The following is a 16017-nucleotide window of genomic DNA, read 5'->3' as shown; positions in this document are numbered from 1 at the left end:
TACCATCAGGCCGGCGCACTCCCGGTCAGGATGTCATAAACAGCCCCGACGCGATGGGCGTAGGTATGCCGGTCCATTACATGGGCAAGGGCCGCTTCTGTAATCTCAAGACGCCGGCGCTCATCCTCGAAGACTTCCATAACCTCGGCAACATTCGAAAAATCTGACGCCAAGCTGATGTAATGAACCCCGGGCGTCAGAATGTCGTTGTAGCGCCCTTCCAAAAGAATTTGGCAGGTGGCGGTCCCGATAGCGTCAAAATGGCGAGAAGAAATACACTTTCCGTGATGCTTCGGAACAGGCCGACCGGCGAAAAACCTCTCATAAACCTCGTCAAATGCCAATGCCTCGGTAACCGTCGACTCGTGGCGGATCGGTCCACGGCTCAGCCTCTTGCGCAGCCATTGCCGCAACCTGAAGGGCAGCTTGTGTCCGATTAGACGCAGCGGACTGTCATTGGCGATGACAAAACCTTGCCCAGCTCGTCTTTCCGCCGTCCAGGCGCGGATTGCTTCTATGGTGGCATCATCGCGCTCGATGAACCAGGAGCCGGCCTCAGTGGAGACCGTGCCCCGGCAATCATTGAGAAAGGCCGCCCATCCGTCGCGGTTGAACCGCTCGGCGGAGATATCAACGGTCAGGTCCGGCGCAAACTCATGACGGGTGAAAAAGTCATGGACCCTGTTGCGATCGTCATCACCGAGATGCGCCAGATATCTGACCGATCGCACCCCAATATCGCGGATGCGTTCGCTGTGAGGAACTTGCGGACGAAAGACTTCGGGGTTGAGGCCGTGGGGCAATGCCACGACGCCGCGCCTCGTGAGATCGCCAAACAGGTATTCACCGCTCTCCGGCAAAAGCTGGGTCGCGATAAAGTCCGGCCGGATGGTAGCGAAGACCGCGCGTTTGGCGCTGATCGGCGAACCCGGCAGGTTGACCTCGTTGCCGACAAAAGCCAGCAGCGGGCAAGAGCGCTCCGCGAGCACCGGGGCCACCGGCTCCAGATATCGCGTGGTGTCGCCGTTGGTCGAGTGCAGAAGAATGATCGCATCGATGCCCCTCAACGCGGACCACAGCCGCCGGGCAGCGTTGCCGCCGGCAACGTTGAAAAGCACCGTTTCGAATTGTGGTGATGTCTGGAACGCCGTCTTCCAATCGTCGTAGTAGCTGAGACGGTCCGTGTATTCGGCACTCACCACCAAAGCGCGCAGCGCGGAGGATTCAGCGCTCACGCATCAGCCATTAGAAGACTCGAAACGATGAGATCGGCGGCATTACCGCTGCCATATTCGTCAATGGTTTGACGGGGCTGTCTGTAGTCGGACTCCGACCACAACCGGTTCCAACCTGCCTCTACCGTTTCCACCCACTCGGTCTCGCTGCGAAGCGTGACACAGGGTTTGCCGTGGAAGTAGGCTTCCTTCTGCACCCCGCCGGAATCGGTGTGCACATCGACGCAGCCATCGAGCAGCGCGCTCATGTCGAGATAGCCCACGGGCTCTATGACCTTAAGGGCCTTCAGTGAAACGTCGAAGCGGGTGGCCGCCTGCGCCGTGCGGGGGTGCAGTGGCAATACGACCGCGCGTTCCGCGGTCACCTTCTCCAGGTGGGCGATCGCCGAACGCAGGCTGTTTGCATCATTTGTGTTTTCTGCGCGGTGAATGGTGGCCAAGGAATAGCGATCGGGCTCAAGGCCGAGCCGATCCAGAATATCGGAGCCGGTTCGCGCCCGCTCGCGTGCATTGAGTGCGGCGTCATACATGACATCGCCGACGTGAACGACACCATCGTGAACCCCTTCATCGGCAAGGTTCTTCACCGCCGCGCTGGTCGGACAATAGAGCCGGGCGCTGACATGGTCTGTCAGGACACGGTTGACCTCCTCCGGCATGCGGCGATTGAAGGAACGCAGCCCCGCTTCGACATGGGCAACCGGGATGTGCAGCTTGGCAGCAGCCAATGCTCCGGCCAGAGTCGAGTTGGTATCGCCGTAGACCAGCACCCAGTCGGGCTTCTCTTCGATCAGGATCGTCTCGATGCCGCCAAGCATGCGCCCGGTCATCTCACCGTGGTTGCCGCCGGCGATGCCGAGGTGATGGTCCGGAGCCGGAATGCCCAGCTCCTCAAAGAAGATATCCGACATGTTGGCGTCGAAATGCTGCCCGGTATGCAGCATGATCTCGGAAATTCCGTCCTGGCGCGCAACGGCCCGGCTGACACTTGCCGCCTTGATGAACTGCGGGCGGGCGCCAATGACAGTGACAAGCTTGACCATTATGGACGGCGTCTCCTAGAGCGCTGCCATGAAGCGGTCGTGCTGATGGATACAGCGCTCGATCATATCGCGGTTCTCGCGGGTCCAGGCCACGGTGCGCGCAATACCCTCGCGTATCGGAACTTCCGCCGTGAAACCAATCTTGTCTCGTGATTTTTCGGTAGAGCCGAAACGCCTGCCCGAGCGATCCCAATCGCGTGCCGGGCGCAGATCCACCGGCGTGGTATTGCCGGTCTCCGCATTGATGATTTCGGCCAGCTCCCGGATCGTCGTCTCCACTCCTGAGGCTAGGTTATAAACCCCACCCGGCTCGCCGCGCGCCGCCGCGCACATCAGGCCACGCGCCATATCCTCGACGAAGATGAAGTCGCGGCTGGCATTCCCGCCGTTGTCCAGGGGCAGGGCTTCCTGACGGAGAGCCCTCCAGATGAAGGTCGGGGTAACGTTGCGCCAGACAGTGTGCGGAGTGCCGCGCCAGCGCCCGGCACCAAGCACCTCGCGCGGTCCGTAGACATTCTGGAAGCGTGCTTTGACCAGCGGCAGGCCGCAGTGCTTCCAGTAGAAATTGCCATAAAGCTCGCCGATCAGCTTGGAGATCGAATAGGGGCTGTCGTGATAGAGCGAGACCGGCGCGTCCTCGTTGGTCGCCCGCGCAGTGTCGTAGGTTTTCTCGGCCACGGCACAGCCGGCGGCGGCGTAGACCACCTTCTTCAGGCCCTTGATTTCCTTGAGCCGCTCGAACAGCTTGAGGCTGGTCAAGGTGTTGTTCTCGTGATCAGCCAGCGGATCTGCGATCGATGACTGGTTGCCGTGATAGCAGGACAGGTGGAAGACGAAATCGAGGTTCTCGGGCAGAGCGCCCAGGATGCGGTCGTCGGTTATCGGGCCGTAGCGGAAGTCGACCCGCGGATCATCCGGCACATTTGCAATGTCCGATGACAGTAGATTGTCGACAATGATGACCCGTGCGGAATCCTTCTGCAGCAGCTTTAGGACAAGGTTTGAGCCGACAAAGCCGGCACCGCCGACGACAAGGATCGTCGCCTTGTTAAAACTCAGTTCGTGCATCTCTAGGGAGCCCCTTTTAATCCTTCTTGGGCGCAGCGAGGTGGCTGAAAATGTCGGTTACGCCATAAGCGTCGTACCAAGCCAGCATGCGACGGATCGTTTCCTCAAAGCCGTAACGGGCCTTCCAGTCGAAGGCAGCCTCGGTTGCCGAGGGGTCCAGCACAACCGCCGGCACGTCGTCATCCCCCGGCGGCACGACCGGTACCGGCTCAGAAAGGGTGACGCCCAGATGGTCAACCACCACATCGAAGATGTCTTTGATTGTATGGCCGTCACCGGTGGAGACATTGAAGACGCCGGTCGGTGCGTCATCGGTCATCACCTTGTCCATCAGGGCAAAGAAATCATCCATGTCCAGGAAGTCGCGCACGGTGTCCGAACAGAAACAATTCTGTCCGGCCTTCAGCCGCTTGTAGAACGTAGGGATCGGACCGATCGCCAGGCGCGGGCCGGTGACGTTGGCCAGCCGCAAGGAAACCACCGAAAGGCCCTCAGCGGCCATCAACAGATACTGCTCGCCGGCTGTCTTGGAAATGCCGTAGCTGGTGAAGGGTCGAGCCGGATGATCGATCAGAATCGGCACCTGCGATGGCCGACCATAGCAGAGGGCCGTTTGGAAGTTGATGAAGCGCCGCACCTCATGTCGTCTTGCCGCCTCCACCATGTGGATCGTGCCGGTGACGTTGGTCGCTGCATCTTCCTGCCAGTCGGCCGGGTCCTTGTAGGCGGCTGCGCTGTGGATGACATGGCTCGGTCGAAAGCGGTCGAAACAGTCATCCACAACGGCTTTGTCGACAATGCTGCCCTCAACAACCGTCAGGCCGGCGACGGGGGGCAGAACCTCACGCTTGCCGGTGGCGAAATTGTCCAGCACCAGAACCTCGTGGCCCTCGGGTATCAGCCGCTCCACCAAGTTCGAGCCCAGGCAGCCGGCGCCGCCGGAAATCACGATGCGCACAGGATGGGGTCCTTACTTCGTCTTTTCGTCGAGCTTGAGATGCGTATATCCGCCGACGGCGCCAAAGGAGCGATAGTATTCGACCGCGGCCTTTACAGTGTCCTTCAGGGGTGTGAACTCGAGATCACCGAAATCGGCAAAAGTGCGGCTGGGATCGAGCAGGATCGACGCCGCATCGTCGGGACCGAGCTCACGAATTTCCGGCTCGGGATAGTCGTTGATCTGCATCGCCTCGACCACCGCGTCATACAGTTCCTTGATGGCCACGTCAGAGCCGGAGGAGAAGTGATAGGCGCCATGGCCCTTACCGTCGGTCGCCTCGATCACCGTCCGGGCCAAATCCTTGACGAAGACAAAGTCGCGCCGGGCGGTGGTGACGAAGCATTTCTTCGCCTCGGACAAACGCTGGAAGAAAATCGGCAAAGGTCCCGAGACGTTACGCGGGCCGACCACGTTGGCAAGGCGGAAGGTAACATAGTCGAGCCCGGACAGGTCCAGATAGTCCTCGGTCGTGGTCTTCGAAATAGAGTAGCTGGAGTTGCCGGGGTTCTTTGGATGGTCGATAGGAATGGGGTTCTGCTGCGGATGCAGTCCGTAGGTCAGTGCGGTCTGAAAGTAGATAAACCGGCCGACGTTGCTGTCCTTCGCCGCCTGGATGAGGTTCACACCGCCGACGCCGTTCGTCAGCATATCTGAGTGCCAGTCGTTCGGATCCTTATAGGAAGCAGCGGTGTGAATCAGAACGTCGGGCTTGAAGTCCCCGACCAGTCTATCGACCAGGGCCTTGTCCGCGATGGAACCCTCCACGAAAGTCAAGCGATCATGATTCTCCGGCAAGTGAATGCGGCGGCCAGTGTCGAAGTTATCGACGGCAAGCACCTCGTCGCCGCGCTGCAGATGAAGCTCGGCCACATGCGAACCGACCTGGCCGCACCCGCCGGTGATGAGAACTTTCACGTAAACGCACTCCCTATTACAAAAGCCGGATCGCCGGGCACGAAGGAACTCGAGAAAAACAGCTTTAGCGCAGGTTGCGCTACTGCCGCACCTCCCCGGAGGCTATCCCTTAGCATCAAGCCACGAATATGCAAGCTGGTTTAGAGCGGGTATTCAGCTCGATCACCGACGCACCAGATGCCGCGACTTCCGAGGGGTAGTTTCCTGATCCGGCAGTCGGCCACAAGCAGCTCATCAAAGGCCTTTTGATTGCCAGGGGGCTCTTATTGCCAGTAGCGAAAAGGACCATCAACGGCCATCATCCCGCCGCTGCTTGTCAGCGCTCCCCCCGTTGTCGCCGGGCCCAACTGGCCGCACTTCATACAATAGCATTCACCCTGTGGCCCGCTCTATTTCCTCTTCCGCCTGGGGGGCGAGAAGCGCGCGATACTGCGCCGCTTTGTCGTGGAAAGCCTGGTGCCATAACTCCAGGCTGAGCAATCCCCAGGTCTTCCGCGAGAATGGCGCCGCCTTGTCGAAATTGGCGAGTACAGCCTCCGCATTGATGTAAGGCCGGTGGCAATCGCGCAGGTTGGTGAAGATGTCCAGGATCATGCCGCGCAGTTCGCCGCCAAACCATTCCTTAAGCGGTACGGGAAAGCCCATCTTGTCACGACGGTTGAGCACATCGTGGGGGATGGTATCAGCGAAGGCGGTTTTGATAAGATGCTTCATGCGACCGCCAGAGAACTTGATATCGGCGGGAACGGTAGCGGCGAACTCCACCAAGGCGTGATCGAGCAGCGGCACCCGGCTCTCCAGACCGTGGGCCATGCTCATGCGATCTTCCACCTGCAGCAGTGCCGGCAGCAAGCACTTGAAATCGAAATGCGTCATGCTGTCGAGATAGGCTTCCTTGCGCACATTGGACTGGTTGTTGAAGATCGCCTGGTACCGCTCGAAAACGCCCCTCATATCGAGGCTGCTCCAGTCGATCTCGCTATCGATGTCATTGGCGCGATTGACGAGGCGGAAGTAGCGCTCGTCCAGGGGGCCGAACAACCCCTCACGCCAGAACTCGCGCATCAGCGGCTTGTACTCGCGCAACAGTCCAAGGTTGGGCACGATGGATTCGATGGTCACGACGAAGTTGCCGTTCTTGTAGGTGCCATCCATCGCCGCCTTGATGCTTTGCTCGAAGTAAGCCAACAGATAGCGTGCATAACCGCCAAAGATCTCGTCCCCGCCCTGTCCGCCGAGCACTACCTTTACATGCTCGGCCGCCAGTTTGGAGACCATGAACTGCGGGAATGAACCAGGCCCCGCGACAGGAAAATCAAGGTGGTAAATGACGTCAGCGACATTCTCGCGGAAATCTTCATGGGTGATGTCGGCGACATGGAGGTCCCCATCCATGCGCTCGGCAACCAAGCCGGCATACTGGCTCTCGTCATAGCCTGGAAACTGGGTGAAACGACCGTTGAAGGCCTTGCGATTGCTTTCGTCATGCCGGGCCGCGAGCAGCCCCATCAGGCTGGAATCGATACCGCCGGAAACATAGGCACCGACCGGCACATCGCTGCGCAGATGCACGTCCACGGAGTCTTCCACCAATTCCGTCAATCGGCGTTCGAAATAGCTCTGGCTGTGATCGTAGTCGATCTGATAGTGCACATCCCAGTAGCGCCGGACCGTAACTTCGCCATTCTCCAGCGTCAGCGCATGACCGGGCAGAAGTTGCTTGATGCCCTTGAACAGGGTGTGTTCGCCAATAGTGTATTGGAACGTCAGGTATTCGGCCAAAGCACCGGGATCGGTATCGATCTCAGGCAGAAACGGCAGCAGAGCCTTGGCTTCCGAAGCGAAATAGAACACGCCGTCGACCACCGTGTAGTAAAACGGCTTGATGCCGAAGCGGTCGCGGGCGCAGAACATGCGCTGGTTGGCCTCATCCCACAGCGCGAATGAGAACATGCCGCGCAGATGATCAACAACATCGCGGCCCCAGCGCGCATAGCCGGCAAGGATGCATTCGGTATCCGAGTGACTGCGGAAAGACCAGCCAGAGGCAAGCTGTTCCCGCAGCTCGACGTAGTTGTAGATCTCTCCGTTGTAGGAAATCACTGTGCCGTTCTCGGCAGCCATGGGCTGTGCGCCGTGCTCGGTCAGGTCGATAATCGACAACCGGCGATGAGCCAACCCGACCTTACCGTCGGGCGCTGTCCAAACCCCCGCACCATCCGGCCCGCGATGGGCGATCAATCGGTTCATCACGGCGAGGCGCGACTTGAGCCGCGGCAATCCCTCGCCCGCCAGATCAACAATTCCCGCTATTCCACACAAAGTATTCGCATCCTTTTAGCCAGATAGCCGATCCATTTCCCGACCGCCGTTTGTCCGTCCACCAACTCCGGCAGCAGTCCGTTGTCAGGCGGCTGCAATCGATGCCCCTTGCTCTGCCGGGCAGATCATTTGACCAGCCTGCAATATAGATCAAGGCCGAGATGGGGACCGAAGAGCCGACAGGCAGTCGACCTTGACAGATACCTCAAGACCGACTCGCCTCCGATGTTTTCTGCCGAGATCTCGCAGCGTGAAAAGTCACGCGCCAGGTGCGCCAGTTCAGCCCGAGTCACAAACTCCGTTTGCGGCGCACCGCTCCCGGCGGCATTGGCGTCATAGGCTCGGCGCATCCGCTCATCAGTCTCGTTATGACTGACGTATTGCGCCGGATCCGACATCTTACGCCGTAGCGTCTTGATCGGATTAAGTATCAATTGTCGATACGAGATAGCGTTGTAGACCATTACCGTCGCTCCGCCACTTGGTTTAAGCAGGCGATATACTTCGCTCAGAGCTCGATCCAACGCACCCGTGTGGTGCAACGAGCCGATGGCGACAACATAGTCAAATGTGGCGTCGGGAAATGGTGCCTCAAGGATGCTGCCCCCAATCGCAACCCCAGTTCCGTTAACGTCCGCCAAACGACGGTTAGCCATGCTGACGGGGCCTGCAGCAACGTCCAGTCCGAAATAGGCAGCGCCGTGTTCCGCAATGCGCTGGGCGACTGTTCCGTAGCCAAGTCCAACTTCCAGAACCTTTTGACCAGCGAAACTCTCAAACGGGATGTGGGTCTTCAGGTAAGGATAGAAATCCAAGTACCACTCATCAAAGCGACGGAGACTCTCCACACTGTCATCGGTAATGCCTAAGGACTGCGCCAGTCCTGTTCCGCACAACTCGTTCCAGAATGCTCTGTTGGCCTGATCCACTTGTTTTTGGATTGATTCAGAGGAAGCCGAACCGTTCATCTTCTTTTCTCGATATTCGCCATCAAGTGGATTTCTCTAATCCAAGAGAATTCGACGCAACTGCGACTTCAGCCATGTCATGATCTGTTGCTCAATATGCAAAATGGGCCGGCCGACAAAGCCTGGCAACATGTCCTCGATCAAGCGCAAAGCCTTACCTTCAAGTGTCTGCAGTTTCATAGCGATCTGAGTCCAGCGGATGCGGACCGCGGCCAACTCCTTACTGCGAAGCTCCAGAGCCACAGCTTCGTCGCGCTCAAGCACGACGTTGGGCACCTGACTGTTCTTTGCACACTCCTCCGAGACTACGTTGTCGAAGTGTCGGATAAAAGCTGCAAAGGTCCATGCTCCGGAACAGGCTACCTCCTCATAAGCCTGATTGATGATGCGACCAGCGCGTTTCGGGTCACGCAGCACCGCCACCACGTCCTCCATGTTGGAGTGATCGCGTTTCAAGGCGACGTAATGACGGTTGGCAGTAAGTGCGCCGGAGTATTCCCCTTCATACATGATCATCAGGGTGCGCAACGCCGCAGCTTCGAAACAGCGCGGCGAGATCACGTGGATGACGATCTCACCGTCCCGCCCTTCTAGAAATCCGTCACGTACTTCATCGAAAGACGCTTTAGGGTGGGCCGCCTCAAAAGCATCGACTGCAGGGGCGACATTTCCGGAAAAATCGATAAAACTGGAACCACTTTCCGTCCCAAGCGTCGCTTTGGAATTTGCGACGAACTCGACCCACTTTTCGCCATAGATTCGATCGCGCTCAGTTGTCGAGATGTCGCATTTGAGACCAAAGTCCACGGCCTCATCGGCAAAACGCGCACCGATGATCCATTTCTCCTGACCGAATGCTCCACACCAGCCCGGCAGTCTTCGCGCCCTATACGACACATCGATCCGTCGATCCTGATAGGTAGGTACCGCAATCTTTGTCAGGTCTTCCGGCACGAAGCCGGTTAAGGTCTGCTCGAAGCGCACCTTGTTCATCCAAGGGTCACGGTAGATCTTACGGATCACATCCTTGTTGACGACGGTAAAAACCGTGGTTATGTCGAGATCTCTGATCGCGGCGCTGGTCGCATCCACCCACCGCATTTCATCTTGTATAAACAGGAGCTTGGGGCCCTTGTATTCTCGAAGTTCCTGTCGCACATCTTCTTTGATGTGCCTAGGCTGCGAAACAATCAGTGAGTAATGAAGGACTATACAATCAAAACCATTCAAATCGAGGTCGATGGCAGAGAGTGCGATCGAGTCCAATTGCAAAACGTCATGTTGACTATAGGCTTTAAATGCTTCGAGATGCGCTCCAATCGTTCCGATGAAACGGAACTGCTCTCCATAGAGCATTAGAATCGTTTTCTTCTTCACGCAATAAACACTCTTGAAGGAGAAATTAATATCGCTCCATTACGCCCAAGATGATTCCTGCAGCTAAAGCATATCAAGAACTCGATGCAGTGCCTCAGCATTTATGCGGGCCTCCTCTTCCATTTTCCCTCTTTTCCGTTTTTAGATAAAGATGCAATGGTGGTTCGGCTCGATGAGCAGAATGGATACCTTCCTTATTCATGAGCGCTGTACCAATTGGATCACCTGGGCGGTCAGAGCGTTGCGCTCACTTCTGTCCAGCACGTAAAAGCCAAAGACAAAGAAGAGCACGGACAAGGCCAGCAGCGAGTGTATCGCCAGACCAGAGAACGAAAACTGCATCGAAGCCCAGGAAACCCAACCGCAAGTCACGCCGAGCCCACCAACAGCAGTCGCAATCTGCCGCCAATGGTATTGGACCGCAAGATAGTGACGCGCTACCATCCAGGCCAGAGTCGTCATCAGAGCGTAGCTAACCAAGGTCGCCACCGCGGCACCGACAATGCCGAAGACTGGAATCAGCAGCAGATTTAGGCCGATGTTAGCAATAGCCGCGATCCACTCCACAGCGGACTGCCAGTGAAGCTTCTTAGCAAAGTAAATCCCGGGCAAGATGATGAGGTAAGCTCCTTTGAGCATATAGGCGGCCGCTACTAAGCCAATGATTTGTCCAGCGGTCACAAAGTCCGGGGCGAGCATAGTCACCAGCGGCTTTGCTGCGACAAAAAACAAGGCTGCCAGTCCGCCGAAGACGATGAGGTAGTAGTTGAGGATCTTGCCGAATAATAGCTTAGCTTCTTCCTGGCGCTTGATGAAGGAGGTGAAAAACGGCGGCCAGGCCATACCGAAAGCTGACACAGCGATAAGCATCACTAAGCCCAGATTGTAGCCCACCGAGTAAACGCCCACAGCATCAAGGCCGATCATCCGCTGCAGCATCTGTCGATCGAGATAGTCGATCACAAAAAAAGCAAAAACCCCGAAGATCGAAGGAAATCCTATTCGCACCAACGGCACGAAGAATCTGGTGGTGATCCCGAACATGAGGTGCGGGGCCACAGTCACAGCGACAAGGGTAGCGGATAGAATCTGGGCGAACAGCGACGCCAGGAGCAACCCCTGTATCCCCCAGCCCAACACGAGAACCAGCACAATGCTTATCAAGGCACCCGCCACAGCTCCCACGACACTCAAGGTAACAAACCTTGCCGCTTTCCCCTCCAGTCTTAGAAATGCGTAAAAGGGTTCGAGAACGACCACTATCATCGTAGAGGTAAAAGCGATTCGGAGCAGATTGGCGTACTCCGTCGTTTCGAACACGACATGGCTGATGTAGGGGGCCGCCGCTACCAGTACCGCCAGCAGCACGATGCAATTGACTGTCAGCAGCGCGGCGGTTGACCACACCACTTTGTGCCGCTCGCTACGGGTATCGCACTCGAAGTAAAGGATGCTCATCGAGCTGCCGGTACCGAGGCTAAACAGTCCGGAAAGCGCCATTGCCACTAAGCCGACCAAAGCCACCACACCATATTCCTGCGGGCTGAGCACTCGAGTAAAAAATGGCAGAAGAAGCAAGCTCAGGAAGCGCTGCAACACACCGCCGATGCCGTAGACGACCGAACCCTTGGCCAAACGGTTGAGTTCACGCCACACTGCCCGTCAACTGACGCCTAGAAGCCTGCGCACGCCGAGAGTGCCCACATTTAGCAAAGCGTCAATCACCGACAGCCCAGGCACCCATTCGCCGTGGACCTGGGTGTATCGGGTCGGCCGAAAGCCTTGTTCCAATAGAGTCACGCCAGCCGCTTCAAATACTTCCGATTGCTGATACTCGCCTGCCCCGCCGCCGCACATATAGACGTCGGCAGCCACCGATTTAGCCAGCGAAACGAGCATCTCATTGGATTGCCCTTCAAAGGGTAGCTCCGAGGATCGATGGAACTTTTCCTCTCCAATCCCTAGACGTGCTGAGATCTTGCGCACCGCGTTCTCGTTATAGGCGGCAAGTCCACACTCTCCACTGAGAACGAGGCCGGCGACGAAGTCGAAATTGTCCAGGAAAAAAGGCGCCCGCTGATAGTTTACCTCGATGGTCCGCAGTATCTTTTCTCTCCAGGATGAGTCTTCTCTAAACCGCATCTCTCGATACGAGCGAAATCCATGATAGTTGCGCGCAACCGGCGCCGTGACCCAACCCGCTCCGCTACCGTCGATCAATTTGACCCGGTTCGACCAATTACCGCCTTTCTTGGGAAACTGCACATGATCCAAGAAGATGAAGGCATCACTGCGCACGATCTTGTTGAAATAGCCGAGCCAAGGGAAAAAATTCGGCTGATGGATGGCGACAATCCGTTCAGGCATATTGCTCCAACAAAAGCGGATTCCCGCAAAGGAGCTCGCGGTAAATCATGTCAAAACGACTAGCGGAAACCTCCTTCGAGTGCCACTTTATGGCAAATTCACGCGACCTTTTACCGATCTCCAGCCGCTTCTTTTTGTCGCTCACAAGATCGCGCAATACATCTTCTACGGTATCGGGTGTTGCGCTGATGATCGGCAGTTCATCGGCGTAGTCGGGGATCTCCGCGCGAAGTGAATCCAGCCACTCCGGCCTTATAAAGCAGATCACCGGTTTGCCCAGCATCATCGCCTCACGGGCGTTTGCACCAAACCAGCCGAAGGTCAGCATTTCGAGAAAGATATCTGCCTGCATCTGCAGGAACCGCACATCCCTGTTTGGAACATTCGTCGGAGAAATCAATTCCAGGCGGTGACCTTCAGCTCGTAGTTTTTCGACTAAGGGCAAATAAATATGCGTGCACTTGATACTAGTGCCGTCGTCGCGTGTACGTGCTTCTTTGTTTCCGACGCTGTGGTAGAGGCGAATTGTTCTCTCCGGGAGCGTTGCAAGGCGCATTCGTTGCGGCACTTTGAGGTCTGGGTCCCAGAAGTTCTTGTCAAGGCAATAGACCTCTGGTGACTCGTGGACTGTCTGTGCAGAGTTAAAATCGACTCGATTTCCGCCAAGTAAGCACTGATAGTCTGTTACCGAATTGCGGAATGCCCCCCAAGTACTATTACGGCGATCACTGCAAACCTCGGGCACGTCGCGCCAACGGCAGATGGCACAGACGGATGCTGGACCCCACTTAGTGAAAGAAGTCTGCGTTACACCGTCAAGACAGCCGTTGTTGGTATAGCAAACCTTCTTGCCCAAGCTTCGCAACAGGTAGATCTCCGCATGGCTACCCAACTTCGCTCCGAATAGAGCTTGAAGGCGAAAACCAAAACAGATTCCATGCGCATTGGCAAAGTGCACGACGTCATAGCTGTAAAGTGCTTCAAGATAGAAGCGCAGGTCTCGCGCCAAATCGTAGGGTCGCTCTTCAGAAAAATGCACATCTGCGCCATGGTAGAAGATCTGCGTATCTGGCTTGGAATCCCAGTTGAGTACATCAGCACGCCAACCCAGGTCTCGCAATCCGTGCGAAAGATACCAATGATTGTAGTAACACTGCCCTGCATAAAGCACCCTACGCGCACGCAAGCCCTCGAAATAGGGCCTCAGTTTTGATCCGTGATGATACAGAAAGACCACTTCCGGCCAGAGCTCATCGACCGCCTCGTTCCCGTCGAGCTTTGTTGAAAGCCCCGCAGCGGCGCGGACACGGTTCCGCAAGAATCTCGCGCGTCGATCAGCTTCGCCAATAGGCAGTAGACCGGACTGCTTGCCGAGCTCGGGAAACTGTTGATCAAGCTCAGCAAGCAGTAAACGCGATCCGGATTTGTTACTTAGATAGCCAGTTATCGATCCAACGTAACCAGCCATTAGTCCAAGCTTTGAATTAAGCAGGCGCAGCCTGTGGCGTGGCCTTAGTCTTTCGGCAAACGAAGTAATATATCCGTTCATTAAAGGACCAGTTTACCCCGAGATTGGCATTGAGATTCATTGAGCGTGTTAGAAACTATATATATAAAGAAAATTGTCACCTACACTGAGTACCTTCTTAAAATTATTATTTTCATAAAAATTCTGAACTCGAAAAGAGTTCGTTTCTGTAAACAATGTGAGAAAAAACACTGATCCTTCTAAACTCTCAATTACATTCCTTAGAGCTGCCGTACCCACGCCCACGCCCGTGTCTCCAATAACAAACCTGTGGATATGTGCACTGAATGACGATTTGCGAGAAATTACCGCATATCCGACTGGTGCCTCAGAATTCCCGCAGTAAACCCACTTGGATAGTTTCCACTTGTCCGGCAAGTCCAAAAGAAAATTTTCCCGAGACCAAGGCGTAAGCCCGCTGTCTTGTTCCAACTGGATGGCGCGATCAATCCAGACCGATAAGGACTCCGGGTCCATCACCCGAGTAGTAACGTGTTCTGTTTCTGATAATCCGACCTCCGTCACCTTGCCGCTCCCTGCACGCCGAACAGCTAGCTCCCGCGCTGGCCCATAGGCACGCTCGGTTTCAAGAATTTGCTCTTGAACGCTTTCGAAGTTGCGTTTTATGGCGAGATCCCAGCAGTCTTCGGTGGTGGGCCCTTCCGACATCCACCAAATTGGGTGTAACAAGATCTGCAGGCCGTCATGCTTCCCATTGATCGTTTCGAGCGGATCCTTACGCCAGCCACGATTTGAATCAGATAGATATTCGAAACCAGCCATATGCTGCGGGTGATACGTGTTAATAACTCCCTCGGGCGCCAGGCAGAGAGCAATCGCGTCATCGGTTGGTTGATGGAAGGAGAAGGCACGGATCGGTGCGTTCACCAAAGACCCCAAGGTTCTGAGTTCGAATTGAAGCTGCTGCGTGATATCTTTGCCTTCCCGCACAGCGAACTCGGCGTCAAAGTGAAGCGCAATTTCGTGTCCGAGATCACAGATCTCCTGCAGCGCGCCCATGCTGTGTCGGCTAAAGAGATTGTAGAGCGGCGACTGGAGCATGAGGAAATAAGTAGCGCGCACACCCTGTGCCTTTTCAATCCACGCCATCTCTCGCGCGAAGTCCATGCAGACGTCGACGTCATGGCGCAGCAACACGGTTTTCTCACGTGGTACTTCGCCCGCGCTTACCTCGCCGAAGGTCGCAGTCCGATAGCCTGCGCCGGAGAGCGCCGTCAGCAAATGCGCTAAGCCAGCTGGGCTGAATTCCAAGGGATTTTGCTTCATCCTTCCAGCTCAATCTACAAAATTGCTTTCCATTGATCCAACGACCGTCGCGATACCGTCCCGACAGCTTGTCATCGGTGCACTCAACCGTTGCTTCAACAGAGAAATATCAGCGATCAAGCAATCGGCCTCGCCTTCCTGCTCATCGAAGAGCGGTTCGCGACCGACAATCGCTCCGATATGAAGCGCAATGTCGCGGATACTCAGCACCTCTGGTCCGGCGAGATTTAGTAACTTCGGCGCGTCGTCCGCAAGGCAGGCAGCAAGAGCGTTAACCGCATCATTAACAAAGATTGGATTGAGCTTAGTTCCCTGCCCACCGCGCAGGGTTAGCGCGTTACCCGTGCAGACGCTGTCGATCAGCCGGGGCATCAGCATCGATTCTCTCTGTCTGGGTCCGTAAATGAAAAACGGGCGCAGTACTACAGTGCGCATCTGCTCCTCGTAGGCTCGCACGAGAATCTCCGCGCAACGTTTGGTGTCGAAGTAGTAGCCGAGAGATCCGCGCTGCGGATCGAGCGGCGAGTCTTCGGTCAAAGCGATGGACGAGGGCGCGTAGAGTCCACCAGTAGAAGCAAAGAAAAAATGCTCAGCGCCCGCTCTCATCGCCCAATCTAGCAATTGTGCCGTTGAAGTTGTGTTGACAGCGCAGATATCAAGTGCAGCATCAGGGAAATCCCGCATGTGCGATGACTGGGCCAGGTGGATCACCGCATCGATACGCTCGGGCAGGCGCCCAGGCTCCAGCGGGGCTGCCAGATCCATCACGATATAGGAAACCCCCTCTAGGGGCTTCTCGGGCATCCGGCGCACCAGCGCATGGAGTTCGCAACCGCCCTGCCAAGCAGCTAAGACCTCGCCGCCCAGCAAGCCGCCGGCGCCTGTCACCAGAATGCTTCTCGAGGCT

General features: G+C 56.4%; 13 protein-coding genes. All 13 read right to left on the bottom strand.

Annotated features, from left to right (window positions below; translation table 11 throughout):
- Positions 1-5 precede the first annotated feature (5 nt).
- Entirely contained in the window at positions 6-1235 is a 1230-nt protein-coding gene (locus tag ACP146_RS04890) for a glycosyltransferase (RefSeq protein ID WP_422365641.1), read from the bottom strand.
- Positions 1232-2278, bottom strand: coding sequence for a non-hydrolyzing UDP-N-acetylglucosamine 2-epimerase (gene wecB / locus ACP146_RS04885; RefSeq protein WP_422365640.1), 1047 nt, complete (start codon positions 2276-2278; stop codon positions 1232-1234). The genes ACP146_RS04890 and wecB overlap by 4 nt, the downstream gene beginning before the upstream one ends.
- 15 nt (positions 2279-2293) lie before the next feature.
- Positions 2294-3346, bottom strand: a complete 1053-nt coding sequence (locus ACP146_RS04880; protein ID WP_422365639.1) for an NAD-dependent epimerase/dehydratase family protein — start codon at positions 3344-3346, stop codon at positions 2294-2296.
- A 16-nt stretch (positions 3347-3362) separates the two neighbouring features.
- Positions 3363-4304 carry an NAD-dependent epimerase/dehydratase family protein gene (locus ACP146_RS04875; protein WP_422365638.1) on the bottom strand — a complete coding sequence of 314 codons (942 nt, stop codon included), beginning with the start codon at positions 4302-4304 and terminating at the stop codon, positions 3363-3365.
- A gap of 12 nt (positions 4305-4316) precedes the next feature.
- Positions 4317-5261 carry an NAD-dependent epimerase/dehydratase family protein gene (locus ACP146_RS04870; protein WP_422365637.1) on the bottom strand — a complete coding sequence of 315 codons (945 nt, stop codon included), beginning with the start codon at positions 5259-5261 and terminating at the stop codon, positions 4317-4319.
- 372 nt (positions 5262-5633) lie between these two features.
- Positions 5634-7583, bottom strand: coding sequence for an asparagine synthase (glutamine-hydrolyzing) (gene asnB / locus ACP146_RS04865; protein WP_422365636.1), 1950 nt, complete (start codon positions 7581-7583; stop codon positions 5634-5636).
- A gap of 125 nt (positions 7584-7708) precedes the next feature.
- The gene (locus ACP146_RS04860) at positions 7709-8551 is read right to left on the bottom strand and encodes a class I SAM-dependent methyltransferase (protein ID WP_422365635.1); all 843 of its coding nucleotides are present in this window, start codon (positions 8549-8551) and stop codon (positions 7709-7711) included.
- 36 nt (positions 8552-8587) lie between these two features.
- Entirely contained in the window at positions 8588-9928 is a 1341-nt protein-coding gene (locus tag ACP146_RS04855) for a hypothetical protein (protein ID WP_422365634.1), read from the bottom strand.
- A 198-nt stretch (positions 9929-10126) separates the two neighbouring features.
- A complete protein-coding gene (locus tag ACP146_RS04850) occupies positions 10127-11563 on the bottom strand; it encodes an oligosaccharide flippase family protein (RefSeq protein WP_422365633.1) in 1437 nt (478 codons plus the stop codon).
- Between the two features lie 27 nt (positions 11564-11590).
- Entirely contained in the window at positions 11591-12295 is a 705-nt protein-coding gene (locus tag ACP146_RS04845) for a WbqC family protein (RefSeq protein ID WP_422365632.1), read from the bottom strand.
- Complete coding sequence (locus ACP146_RS04840; protein ID WP_422365631.1) at positions 12288-13763, bottom strand: glycosyltransferase; 1476 nt, start codon at positions 13761-13763, stop codon at positions 12288-12290. Before ACP146_RS04840 ends, ACP146_RS04845 begins: the two co-directional genes overlap by 8 nt.
- Positions 13764-13892: 129 nt before the next feature.
- On the bottom strand, positions 13893-15110 hold the full coding sequence (locus tag ACP146_RS04835) for a hypothetical protein (protein ID WP_422365630.1): 1218 nt from the start codon (positions 15108-15110) through the stop codon (positions 13893-13895).
- A 9-nt stretch (positions 15111-15119) separates the two neighbouring features.
- Positions 15120-15998 (bottom strand): NAD-dependent epimerase/dehydratase family protein, encoded by an 879-nt coding sequence (locus ACP146_RS04830; protein WP_422365629.1) that lies wholly within the window; start codon positions 15996-15998, stop codon positions 15120-15122.
- Positions 15999-16017: the final 19 nt, after the last annotated feature.

Source organism: Pelagibius sp. (genome assembly GCF_965249265.1).
Classification (GTDB): domain Bacteria; phylum Pseudomonadota; class Alphaproteobacteria; order Kiloniellales; family Kiloniellaceae; genus Pelagibius.
This window is presented reverse-complemented; position numbering and strand designations above follow the sequence as displayed.

Excerpts from the sequence above, each read along its gene's own strand:
- wecB (WP_422365640.1), bottom strand. The coding sequence starts at position 2,278 with ATGGTCAAGCTTGTCACTGTCATTGGCGCCCGCCCGCAGTTCATCAAG.
- ACP146_RS04880 (WP_422365639.1), bottom strand. The coding sequence starts at position 3,346 with ATGCACGAACTGAGTTTTAACAAGGCGACGATCCTTGTCGTCGGCGGT.
- ACP146_RS04860 (WP_422365635.1), bottom strand. The coding sequence starts at position 8,551 with ATGAACGGTTCGGCTTCCTCTGAATCAATCCAAAAACAAGTGGATCAG.
- ACP146_RS04845 (WP_422365632.1), bottom strand. The coding sequence starts at position 12,295 with ATGCCTGAACGGATTGTCGCCATCCATCAGCCGAATTTTTTCCCTTGG.
- ACP146_RS04840 (WP_422365631.1), bottom strand. The coding sequence starts at position 13,763 with ATGGCTGGTTACGTTGGATCGATAACTGGCTATCTAAGTAACAAATCC.
- ACP146_RS04835 (WP_422365630.1), bottom strand. The coding sequence starts at position 15,110 with ATGAAGCAAAATCCCTTGGAATTCAGCCCAGCTGGCTTAGCGCATTTG.